Source organism: Solidesulfovibrio sp. (assembly GCF_029978005.1).
In the GTDB taxonomy this organism is placed as follows: domain Bacteria; phylum Desulfobacterota; class Desulfovibrionia; order Desulfovibrionales; family Desulfovibrionaceae; genus Solidesulfovibrio.
In genome coordinates this window covers 14,562-26,519 of the sequence record NZ_JARKOZ010000058.1, presented here as the reverse complement: position 1 = coordinate 26,519, position 11,958 = coordinate 14,562, and the positions used below count along the sequence as shown (strand labels likewise).

Annotated in this window: 9 protein-coding genes; all 9 read left to right on the top strand. The window is 67.1% G+C overall.

What is annotated here, in order from left to right:
- Positions 1-17: 17 nt before the first annotated feature.
- The 9 genes from Q1K70_RS06910 to fdhF (Q1K70_RS06870) all read left to right on the top strand — a co-directional run bounded on the left by Q1K70_RS06910 (position 18) and on the right by fdhF (Q1K70_RS06870) (position 11,912).
- Positions 18-650, top strand: coding sequence for a hypothetical protein (locus tag Q1K70_RS06910; protein WP_300157232.1), 633 nt, complete (start codon positions 18-20; stop codon positions 648-650).
- Positions 651-654: 4 nt separating this feature from the next.
- Positions 655-2,121 carry a hydrogenase 4 subunit F gene (locus Q1K70_RS06905; protein WP_300157230.1) on the top strand — a complete coding sequence of 489 codons (1,467 nt, stop codon included), beginning with the start codon at positions 655-657 and terminating at the stop codon, positions 2,119-2,121.
- Between the two features lie 2 nt (positions 2,122-2,123).
- Complete coding sequence (locus Q1K70_RS06900) at positions 2,124-3,632, top strand: NADH-quinone oxidoreductase subunit C (RefSeq protein ID WP_300157228.1); 1,509 nt, start codon at positions 2,124-2,126, stop codon at positions 3,630-3,632.
- Between the two features lie 10 nt (positions 3,633-3,642).
- Positions 3,643-4,392: an NADH-quinone oxidoreductase subunit NuoB gene (nuoB, locus tag Q1K70_RS06895; RefSeq protein ID WP_300157226.1), complete on the top strand. Its 750-nt coding sequence runs from the start codon at positions 3,643-3,645 to the stop codon at positions 4,390-4,392.
- Positions 4,393-4,645: 253 nt separating this feature from the next.
- Positions 4,646-5,584 carry a formate dehydrogenase accessory sulfurtransferase FdhD gene (locus Q1K70_RS06890; RefSeq protein ID WP_300157224.1) on the top strand — a complete coding sequence of 313 codons (939 nt, stop codon included), beginning with the start codon at positions 4,646-4,648 and terminating at the stop codon, positions 5,582-5,584.
- Positions 5,585-5,868: 284 nt separating this feature from the next.
- Positions 5,869-7,929, top strand: a complete 2,061-nt coding sequence (fdhF, locus tag Q1K70_RS06885) for a formate dehydrogenase subunit alpha (protein WP_300157222.1) — start codon at positions 5,869-5,871, stop codon at positions 7,927-7,929.
- Between the two features lie 23 nt (positions 7,930-7,952).
- On the top strand, positions 7,953-8,486 hold the full coding sequence (locus Q1K70_RS06880; protein WP_300157220.1) for a 4Fe-4S dicluster domain-containing protein: 534 nt from the start codon (positions 7,953-7,955) through the stop codon (positions 8,484-8,486).
- Positions 8,487-9,130: 644 nt separating this feature from the next.
- Positions 9,131-9,709, top strand: a complete 579-nt coding sequence (locus Q1K70_RS06875) for a 4Fe-4S dicluster domain-containing protein (protein ID WP_300157217.1) — start codon at positions 9,131-9,133, stop codon at positions 9,707-9,709.
- A gap of 25 nt (positions 9,710-9,734) precedes the next feature.
- A complete protein-coding gene (gene fdhF, locus Q1K70_RS06870) occupies positions 9,735-11,912 on the top strand; it encodes a formate dehydrogenase subunit alpha (protein ID WP_300157215.1) in 2,178 nt (725 codons plus the stop codon).
- Positions 11,913-11,958 lie beyond the last annotated feature (46 nt).

Here is an 11,958-nt window from a genome sequence, read left to right as displayed (position 1 = left end):
CCGTGGAGGAACGCGTCATGTATCTGCTCACCATCCTGCTCCTGGCCGCGGCCGTCATCCAGACCCGGATGACCGACCTGCGCCGGGCCATCGCCATCATCCTGGTCCAGTCGGCCTTCCTGGCCCTGGCCTGCGCCGTGGTCGGCATCCAAAGCGGGCACATGCACATGTACGTGGCCGCGGTGCTGACCGTCGTCATCAAGGTCGGCCTGATCCCCTACGCGCTCTACAAGGTGCTGCCCTACCTGGCCGAAGAGCGGGAAGTGCCCACCAAGGAGATCGTCAAGGCCAACATGTCGACCTTCCTGTCCCTGCTCTCCATCATCATCGCCTTCACCCTGGTCATGCCGGTCATTCCCAGCGCCGCCCAGCACGAGACCCTGCCCGCCTCCATTTCGCTCGTGCTCATCGGCTTCGTGCTCATCATGACCCGCAGCCAGGCCGTCATGCAGATCATTGGCCTCATCACGATGGAAAACGGCCTCTACCTCCTCGGGCTCACCATCGCCAACGGCCTGCCGCTGATCATCGAACTCGGCATCTTCTTCGACGTCCTGGTGGCCGTGGTGGTCCTGGTCATCCTCACCTACCGGCTCAAGCTGTCGTTTCTGACCACCGACACGAGCCTGCTCAAAAAGCTCAAGGGGTAACGCCATGTACGAACTCCTGCTCATCACCATGGCCCTGCCCGTCATCGCCGGCGGCCTGTCGCTGTTCAACGCCAACCCCGGCATGCTGCGGGTGATCAACCTCTCCGGCAGCGCCGCCACCGGAATCTGCATCCTCGGCATCATCGCCAAGACCATCCACGGCGGCCCTTTCACCAGCGCCTTCCTTCACGTGGACGACCTGACCGCGGTCATGCTCTTCGTGGTGGGGCTGCTCACCTTCACGGCCACGCTGTTCTCCCTGTCCTACATGGAGCGCGAGGTGCGCGACGGCCACGTCGCCCCGCACATGCTGCCGCGCTACTACGCCCTGCTCAACCTCTTCGCCGTGTCCATGATCAGCGTGCTCGTGGTCGGCAACCTGGGCCTCATGTGGGTGGCCGTGGAAGGCACCACCCTGGCCTCGGCCCTGCTGGTGGCCTTCTACTTCAACCAGGCGGCCCTGGAGGCGGCCTGGAAGTACGTCATGATCTGCACGGTGGGCATCTGTCTGGCGCTGCTCGGCACCATCCTGCTCTACTCGGCCCAGGTCGGGGCCGGCGGCGCGGAACGGGCGCTCGACTGGGCCACGCTCAAGGAGCTGGCCCCCATGCTCGACCCCAAGACGGTCAAGATGGCCTTCATCTTCATCCTCATCGGCTACGGCACCAAGGCCGGCCTGGCCCCCATGCACACCTGGCTGCCCGACGCCCACAGCCAGGCCCCCTCGCCGGTCAGCGGCCTGCTCTCGGGCGCGCTTCTCAGCTGCGCCCTGTATGCGCTGATTCGCAACCTGGTCATCGTCGAAGGCACGCTCGGACCGGCGTTCCCCCAGACCGTGCTCCTGTGCGTGGGCGTGCTGTCGATCCTCATCGCCATCCCCTTCGTGCTGACCCAGCACGACCTCAAGCGCCTGCTGGCCTACTCGAGCGTGGAGCACATGGGCATCGTGACCCTTGGCCTGGGCATCGGCACGCCCCTGGCCGTGTACGCGGCCATCCTGCACATCGTGAACCACGCCGCGGCCAAGTCTTCGCTCTTCTACATCGCCGGCTCCATCTCCCAGGACTACCGGACCAAGGACATCAAGGGCATCCACGGCGTAGCCACGGTGGCCCCGCTTCTGGCCACGCTGTTCGTCCTGTCCGTCATGGCCATCACCGGCGTGCCGCCGTTCAACATCTTCCTGTCCAAGTTCATGATCATCAACGCCCTGTTCGACGACCACCACTGGCTGCTCGGCAGCGTCATCCTGCTGCTTTTGACCGGGGTCTTCGCCGGCATGCTGCGCTACGGCCTGCGCATGAGCTTCGGCCAAAAGCCCGCCGACGTGGCCCACCGCGAGCGCCTGTCGCTTTCGGCCAGGCTGGCGCTCGGCCTGTCCATGGTTCTGGTCTTCATCGGCGGGGTCTACCTGCCCGAAGCGGCCAACGGCGTGCTGCGCCGCGCCGCGCAAATCATCATGGGAGCCTAACGATGCTGCCGCATGACACCAAGATCGTGCCCGCCTTCCAGCTGCGCGAGACGGCCTACGCCATCTCCCGGGAAGGGGGCCGCCTGCTGGCCATGTTCGCCAACGACGAGCGCCCCGTGTGTGGCAAGTTCGTCATCTACTGTCTGTTTTCGAACGACGGGGGCACGGTGCTCGTCAAGGGCCTGCTCGACCGGGACGAAACCCCGGAATTCCCGTCCATAAGCCCGGAGATTCCCGCCGCCGCCTGGTACGAGCGCGAGATCCGCGACCTCTTCGGCCTGAAGCCCGTGGGCCATCCCGACCCGCGCCGGCTGGTGCTGCACGAAAACTTCCCCGACGGCGTGCATCCCCTGCGCAAGGACTTCGACACGCGGACCCCCATCGAAACCGTCGTCGGCGGCGAGTTCCCCATGGCCGGCGTCTCGGGCGAGGGCGTCTTCGAGGTGCCCGTGGGCCCCATCCACGCCGGCATCATCGAGCCCGGCCACTTCCGCTTCAGCCAGGCCGGCGAGATGATGATGCGCCTGGACGCCAAGATGTTCTTCGTCCACCGGGGCATCGAGAAGGCCGTGGAAGGCCAGCCCCTGGCCGACGCCTTCTACCGGGTGGAGCGCATCTCCGGCATCGCCTCGGTGGCCCACGCCCTGGCCTACAGCCAGGCCGTCGAAAGCCTGGCCGGGGTCGTCCCCTCGGGCCGGGCCCGGTACCTGCGGGCCCTGGTCGCCGAAATGGAGCGCCTCTACAACCACGTGGGCGACATCGGCAACATGTGCGCCGGCATCGGCTTCGCCGTGGCCATCATGGCCGGGGCGCGCATGAAGGAAGCCGTCATGCAGGTGAGCGACCGGCTGACCGGCAACCGCTTCCTGCGCGGCATGGTCGCCCCGGGCGGCGTGCGCCGCGACATCGACGCCGCGACCGAACAGGCCATCCGGACCCTGCTCGACGCCCTGGAGCCGGACTTCACCGAACTGGTGGGGCTTTTCCGGGAAAACGACGAACTGCTCGAACGCATGAACACCACGGGCATCGTGCCCAAGCAGGCCGCCTTCGACCTCGGCGTCACGGGCGTGGGCGCACGGGCCTCGGGCGTGGACACGGACTACCGCCGCGACTTCCCCTACGGCTGCTACCCGGACCTGGCGCTCTCCATCCCGGTCTACACCGCCGGCGACGTGGCCGCCCGGCTGTGGGTGCGCGTGGACGAGACCTACGCCTGCATCCGCCTCATCCGGCAGATCCTCGATCAGATGCCCGAGGGCGAGCTGCGCCTGCCCGTTCCTTCGATCCCGGCCCATTCCAGCGCCTTCGGCTGGGCCGAGTCCTCCCAGGGGGGCGTGATCCATTGGCTCATGACCGGCAAGGACGACACCGTCTACCGGCTCTTCGTCCGGGCGGCCGCCTACCCCAACTGGCCGGCCCTGACCGTGGCCGCGCCGGGCAACATCATCCCGGACTTCCCGCTCATCAACAAGAGCTTCGAACTCTCTTACGCCTGTCTGGACCGATAGGAGGACTGCCATGCTGCTCGACGTTTGGCGCAAGATCATCACCACCGGCACGGTCACGAGGGACTTCGACGCCGTCGTTCCCCCGGCCTGCTCCCGGGGCCAGGTCGTGCCCAAGGCGGCCAGGGACGGGGCCTGCGCCGCCTGCCGCAAGTGCGAGGCCGCCTGCCCCGGCCAGGCCATCACCGTGGACGGCGAGGGCGCGCATGTCGACGACAAGGCCTGCCTGTTCTGCGGCCGGTGCGTTTCCCTGTGCCCCAAGGACAGGCTCGAACAGACCGCGAAATACGACCTGGCCAGCCTCGGAGGCGTCTTCGCCGGCCCTTCGCCCAGCGACACGGCCAGGAAGATCCGGGCGGCGCTCGGGCGGTCCCTGCACATCCGCCACGTGGACATCGGGTCGTGCAACGCCTGCGACTTCGAGATGACCCACCTGTGCAACCCCATCTACGACGTGCAGCAGTACGGCCTGGACTTCGTGCCCTCGCCGCGCCACGCCGACCTGCTCATGGTCACGGGCGTGGTGACGCGAAATTCCACCCAGGCCCTGCAAATGACCTACGAGGCCACGCCCACGCCCAAGCTGGTCATGGCCGTGGGCACATGCGCCTGCAGCGGCAAGGCCTTCGGCGAGGGCTACGCCGTGCGCGGCGCGGTGGACAGCATCGTGCCCGTGGACATCTACGTCCCGGGATGTCCGCCCAGGCCCCAGGCCATCATCGACGGCGTCATGAAGGCCCTGGCCAGGCGGATCGGCCAATGAGGAGACACTGTCCCGGCCCCGCCCCGCGCGGGAACCGGGCAGGCATGGCGACGGCGCGCTCTCCGGCGCGCCGCGCCTCCGGTCAGGCGCGACAGGCCCAAGGCGGCCGCCGCGCCCGCCCGGAGGACACGGCCGCCGGGCCAGACGCCCGGCGGCGGCGGAAAGGACGCGCCCAGGTGGCCAAGCGCGCCTTGCCCGCATGAGCAGACGCCCGGGCCGCCTTCGCGGCGCGCCGCCCGGGCCAGAGGTTCCCATGGGTTTTGAACGATTGCGCGCCCAAAGCGGCCTGCTCGACGGCCCCCCTGCGCCGCGGCCGCGACCCGGCGAGGCCCCCCTCGAGATCGTCGAGGGCCTCGACCACAGGGGCCGGGCGCTCACGCGCTGCGTGGCCATCGAACATCCGCTGACGATCTATCTCAACGCCACCGAAGTCTACACCACCATGACCATGTGCGGGAACCAGGACCTTCTCGCCATCGGCCACCTGCTGAGCCGGCGGCTGCTGACCGAGGAGCAGGCCCTCGAGTCCGTCGCATCCATCGAATGCAACGACGACTTCCAGACCGTCATCGTCAAGACCAACGGCCCCCAGGCCATGGAGCCCAAGTCCCTGCGCCGGGTCTCCGCCTCGGGCAAGGGCCTGGGCGACCTCTACTACGACGCCCTGGACCTGCTCGATTCCATGCACCTCGACACCACGGCCACGGTCAGGGCCTCGTCCCTGGTCGGCCTCGACGCCGCCACGCGGGCGCTCACCGACGTGCACGCCAAGACCGGCACCGTGCACGGCTGCGTGCTGTTCGAAAGCGGGCTGCCCCTGGTGTGCATGGAGGACGTGGAGCGCCACAACGCCATGGACAAGGTTTCGGGCTACATGTGCGTGCACAGGATTCCCCCCCGGGGCAAGATCCTCTACACCACCGGCCGGCTGACCAGCGAAATGGTGCTCAAGACCGTGCTCATGGGCATTCCGGTCCTGGTCTCCTCCTCGGGCTTCACCGGCTGGGCCGTGGAGCTGGCCCGCCACGCCGACCTGACCCTGGTCGGCTACGCCAAGGACGACGCCTTCCAGGTGCTGTCGAGCCCCTACCGCGTCGTGTTCGACCTGCCCGCCGAAACCGGGGTCTCGGCCCGGCCCGCCGGAGGCCGCAAGGCCGCCGATTCCCGTCCCGCCCGGGCCAAGGCCGTCTGAAACGCCTCCCGCCTCGTGCAATCCCTGCAATTGCAGGGATTACACTTCTGCATCCCTTGCAGATCCTCCCGGTGGAGCACGCCTCGGAATTTGCCTGACAATCCAGGACATTGACATCCGAATTGGGGCCGTCCCGGCCTGGGCACGGCCTTTGCTAACATAACAGCGAAAGCAGCCAAGGAAACGGCCGGACAGCCGCCGCGCCGCGCAGGACCCGGACGCGGCGGCCCAAGCCGGGGATGCCGGGCGAACGGCCCGTGCGACCAACAAAAGGAGCATTCGCCATGGAGAGCGTCGTCACCACCTGCCCCTACTGCGGGTGCGGGTGCAGCTTCACCCTCAACGTGGAGGGAGGCGAGATCGTCAGCGCCGTTCCCCAGGTCGACAACGTCGTCAACCTGGGCCGGCTGTGCCTCAAGGGGCGCTTCGGCTTCGACTTCGTGCACCACAAGGACCGGCTGCGCACGCCGCTGGTGCGCAGAAACGGCACGCTCGAGGAAGCGACCTGGGACGAGGCCTACGGCGTCATCGCCGAACGGTTCGCGGACATCAGGAAAAAGCACGGCCCGGACGCCATCGCCGCCTTCAGCTCGGCCCGCTGCACCAACGAGGAGAACTACCTCCTGCAAAAGCTCATGCGCGCCGTGGTCGGCACCAACAACATCGACCACTGCGCCCGGCTCTGACACGCGCCCACCGTAGCCGGTCTGGCTAAATCCCTGGGCAGCGGCGCGATGACCAACGCCATCCTCGAACTCAAGGAATTCACCGTCCGCGACGCCATCTTCGCCATCGGCACCAACGCCACGGACTGCCATCCCCTCATCGGCGTCTACATGCTGGAAGCCCATGCCCGGGGGACCAAGCTCATCGTGGCCGACCCCCGCCGCACGGAACTGGCCAAGCACGCCGACATCTGGCTGCGCCACCGCCCGGGCACCGACGTGGCGCTTTTAAACGGCATGATGCACGTCATCCTGACCGAGTCCCTCATGGACAGGGACTTCATCGCCGCGCGCACGGAGAATTTCGACGCCCTGCGGGAAACGGTCCTGGCCTATCCGCCCGAACGGGCCTCGGCCATCACCCACGTTCCCGCCGACAAGATCGCCGCGGCGGCCCGGATGTTCGCCCGGGCGGAAAACGCCGCGACCTACTACACCATGGGCATCACCCAGCACGTCACGGGCGTGGACAACGTCCTGTCCGTGTCCAACCTGGCCCTTTTGACGGGCAACCTGGGCAAGCCCAAGGCCGGCGTCAATCCGCTGCGCGGCCAGAACAACGTCCAGGGTGCCTGCGACATGGGCGCGCTGCCCAACGTCTTCCCGGCCTACCAGCCCGTGACCGACGACAAGATCCGGGAGAAGTTCGAGAAAGCCTGGGGCGTGCCCCTGTCCGGCAAGCCCGGCCTGACCATCCCGGACGTGCTCCACGGCCTGGAGCACGGCAGCGTCAAGGCGCTTTTCATCTTCGGCGAAAACCCCATGCGCAGCGACCCGGACATCAACCACGTCAAGCACTGCATGGAGAACGTGGACTTCTCGCCCTTGAAGGAAGCCCGGTTCATCGTGGTCCAGGATCTCTTCCTGACCGAGACGGCCGAGATCGCCGACGTGGTCCTGCCCGGCGCGTCCTTCGCCGAGAAGGACGGCACCTTCAGCAACACGGAGCGCCGGGTGCAACGCGTGCGCCAGGCCGTCGCGCCCGTGGGCAAGCCCGACTGGCTGATCCTGACCGAACTGATGCGGGCCATGGGGACCAAGGCCGACTACGCCGGCCCCGAGGCCGTGTTCGACGAGATGCGCACCCTCGCCCCGAGCTACGCCGGCATCAGCTACGCCCGCCTGGAACAGGGCGGCATCCCCTGGCCCTGCCCCAACGAAAGCCATCCCGGCACGCCCATCCTGCACGTGGGCAAGTGCAACCGCGGCCCGGGGCTCTTCTGCGCCGTGGACTTCAAGCCGCCGGCGGAGAATCCCGACGAGAGCTACCCCTTGATCCTCACCACCGGCCGCGTGGCCGCCCACTACCACACCGGCACCATGACCCGGCGCTGCTGGGGCCTGGACGCCGCCCATCCCGAGGAGTCCCTGGAGATCCACCCCGAGGACGCCGCGCGCCTGGGCATCGCCCACGACGACCCGATCCGGGTCACCACGCGCCGCGGCACGCTCACGACCAAGGCCAACGTGACCACCCGGGTGCCGGTCGGAACGACCTTCATCTCCTTCCACTTCTCGGAGACGCCCGGGAACATCCTGACCAATTCGGCCGCCGACCCCATCTCCAAGACGCCCGAATACAAGGTCTGCGCCGTCCGGGTGGAACGGGCCCGGGCCTAGCCGGCATAAAGGAGCCGCATGCCATGAACATGAGCACCTTCGTCGTGGCCAACCCGCGCAAATGCATCGCCTGCAAGTCCTGCGAGATCGCCTGCGCCGTGGCCCACCTCAAGACTACCGTGGCCACGGCCGGGGCGGTGGACGCGCCCTTCCAGCCGCGCCTTTGCCTCGTGCAGACGCCGCTTGCGGCCATGCCCGTGCAGTGCCGCCAGTGCGAGGACGCGCCCTGCGCCGCCATCTGCCCGGCCAGGGCCATCACGCGCCGGGACGGGGCCGTGGTCGTGGACACCGACCGCTGCTTCGGCTGCAAGAGCTGCATGCTGGCCTGCCCCTTCGGGGCCATGGACATGGCGGCCGCGGGCGGCGAGGCTCCGGACGCCGCCGCTCCGGCCAAGGCGCGCACCGTGGCCCACAAATGCGACCTGTGCGCCGGCCGCCCCGGCGGCCCGGCCTGCGTGGAGGCCTGCCCGGCCCTGGCCTTCGTGGTGGTCCGGCCGGACGAACTGCAAAAAACCGTGGCCGACCGCCGCCGGGCCGCCGCCATGCCGCCCGCCTAGAACCCACCCTGCCGTCGCGCATGGACGCGGTCGCCCCGCCGCTTCCACCCGCCGCGCCGCCGCCGCCCCGGTCCCCGTCCGGGCAAGCCCCCGCCGTTTTCCGGCGGGGGCTTTTTCTTCTCCCGCGGCCCGCGCACCCCGAACCGCGCCTCGCCGAAGCGGCACGCTGCCGGCTTTTTTCGTGACTGTACAAGCGCGTCTCAGCCAAGCATCCGTCGGTACATGGCGCGACGAAGTCAATATCCTCCGGCCTCAACCCCGCTTTCTTCCGCGCTCATGGCCTTTTCTTTCCGAGTCTTGTCCGGATCGATTCTTACAGTGGTTTTTTACCTGATGCGGCATCTGGAATAACCGGCCACCTTCCGACGGCATCATCCAGGCTGGCGTTTCTAGGTTAGAAAAAACATATTCATCGTGCATGCAAGCAATGCAGGCATTGCAAGATGCTTGCATCTTGGCGCACGAATATCGTGTCTCTCCAACCAACCTTAATCATGAATATTTTATAGAGCGGCCACATGGCATGGATCATGCTTTTTTAAAGATCGCGATGCTCGAAACGGCGTCAAGAAGCACTGTCCTTCAAATCGCCAAACTCGTGATCGTCGTCACCCTCCATTGCAGAGCCCCAAGGAAGGATCGTCATGAACAACTTTCTCATCGCCAACCCGGACAGGTGCATCGGCTGCCACACCTGCGAGATCGCCTGCGTGCTGGCGCACGCGGCCGAGGACGCGCTGGTCTCGGGCGCCATCGACCAGCACTTCACCCCGCGCCTGCGCGTGATCAAGACGGCCACGGTCAGCGCCCCGGTGCAGTGCCGCCAGTGCGAGGACGCACCCTGCGCCAACGTCTGCCCGACCAAGGCCATCGTGAACAAGGACAACACCATCCAGGTGGTGCCCGAGGCCTGCATCGGCTGCAAAAGCTGCCTGATGGCCTGCCCCTTCGGCGTGATGGACATCGTGCCCCAGCTGCTCGGGAACTACACCCTCAAGCAGACGGCCCTCAAGATCCAGGACGACGAGGGCGGGCGCTCCAAGGACAAGTTCGTCGCCCTCAAGTGCGACCTGTGCATCGGTCGCAAGGAGGGCCCGGCCTGCGCCGGCGTCTGCCCCACCGAGGCGTTCACGCCCGTGCTCGGCAAGACCATGAGCGCCAGCGTGGCCAACAAGAGGAAGGCTCGCGTCGCGGAGCTTTCGGGCCTTTCGCTCAACCAGTAAACAACGAGTCGAGGAGGTTTGGCACATGGCCAAGAAGGTACTCACCGTCTGCCCGTACTGCGGGGCCGGATGCCGTCTGTATCTGCTGGTCGAGGACGGCAAGGTGGTCGGCGCCGAGGGCGCGCCCGGCCGCACCAACGAGGGCACGCTGTGCCTCAAGGGGCGGTACGGCTGGGACTATCTCAACGATACCCAGCGTCTGACCAAGCGGCTGACCCAGCCGCTTCTGCGCGACAAGAGCGGCGAGCTCGCGGGCGTATCCTGGGACGAGGCCATCGGCTTCGTGGCGGACCGGCTCACGGCCATCAAGAAAAAGCACGGCCCTGATGCGATCCTGTGCACCGGTTCGGCGCGCGGGCCCGGAAACGAAGCCAACTACGTCATGCAGAAATTCACCCGCGCAGTGATCGGCACCAATAATATCGATCACTGCGCCCGGGTCTGACACGCCCCCTCTGTGGCCGGTCTGGCCTACACCGTTGGCGACGGGGCAATGTCCAATGGCGTTCCTGAAATAGAAGACGCCAAATGCCTGTTCATCTTCGGCTACAACGCGGCCGACTCGCACCCCATCGTGGCCCGGCGCATCATCAAGGCCAAGGAGAAGGGCGCGAAGATCATCGTCACAGACCCGAGGCGCACGGAAGCGGCGCGCATCGCCGACCTGTGGCTGCCCATTAAGAACGGAACCAATATGGCCCTCGTCAACGCCTTCGCCAACGTGCTCATCACGGAAGACCTTTTCGACAAGGACTACGTGGCCAAGTACACGGAAGGCTTCGACGCCTACAAGGAAATCGTGCTCAGGTACACGCCGGAACACGCCGAAGCCATCACCGGTGTGCCGGCGGCGGACATCCGCAAGGCCATGCGCATCTACGCCGGCTCGCCCACATCGTTTATTCTGTGGGGCATGGGCGTGACCCAGTACGGCCAGGCCGTGGACGTGGTCAAGGGCCTCTCGGGCCTGGCGCTCATGACCGGCAACTTCGGCAAGCCGAGCGTCGGCTGCGGCCCGGTGCGCGGCCAGAACAACGTCCAGGGCACCTGCGACGTCGGCTGCCTGCCCAACGTCTACCCCGGCTACCAGTCCGTCACCGACGACAAGGTCCGGGAGAAGTTCGAGAAGGCCTGGGGTGTGCCGCTGTCGCCCAAGGCCGGCGTGACCATGACCATGGTCCCGCACCTGGCCCAGGAGGGCAAGATCAAGGCGTTCTACGTGTTCGGCGAGGACCCGGTGCAAAGCGATCCGGACGCCGGGCACATGCGCCACACCCTCGACCACCTGGACCTGGTGGTGGTGCAGGACATCTTCTTCAACAAGACGTCCATGCACGCCCACGTCGTGCTGCCGGCCACCGCTTGGGGCGAGCACGAGGGCGTCTACTCCACCTGCGACCGGGGCTTCCAGCACTTCAACAAGGCCGTGGAGCCCAAGGGCGACGTGAAGCCCGACTGGGAGATCATCTCCCTGGTCGCCACGCGCATGGGCTATCCCATGCACTACGACAACACCGAAGAGATCTGGAACGAGATGATCGCCCTGTGTCCGAAGTACGCCGGCGCGACCTACGAGATGCTCGACAAGTACGGCAGCATCCAGTGGCCCTGCCCCACCGTCGGCCATCCCGGCACGCCGTACCTGTTCTCGGGCAACAAGTTCAACACGCCGAGCACCAAGGGGAACCTCTTCGCCGCCGAGTGGCGTCCGCCCAAGGAGCTGCCGGACGAGGAGTATCCGCTCGTCCTGTCCACGGTGCGCGAGGTCAGCCACTACTCGGTGCGCACCATGACCGGCAACTGCGCCGGCCTGCAAAGCGTGGCCGACGAGCCCGGCTACATCCAGATGAGCGTGGCCGACGCCGAGGCCATGGACCTCGAGGAGAACGAACTGGTCTGGATCTCCTCGCGGCGCGGCAAGGTCATGGCCAGGATCATGCCCTCGGAGCGCATCAACAAGGGCACGGTCTACATGACCTACCACTGGTGGGTCGGCTCGTGCAACGAACTGACCATCGACAACCTCGACCCCGTCTCCAAGACGCCGGAATACAAGTTCTGCGCGGCCAAGGTGGAGAAGGTCGCCGACCAGGCCTGGGCCGAGCAGTACGTGAAGGACGAGTACGCGCGCCTGCGCGCCCGCATGGGCTGCCAGACAGCCGCGCCGGCCGCCGCGGCCGAAGCGGCGGCGAACGCGAACTGACGACCGGCCTTTGACGGCCCCGGACGGCGCGGGGGCCTGCATCGCA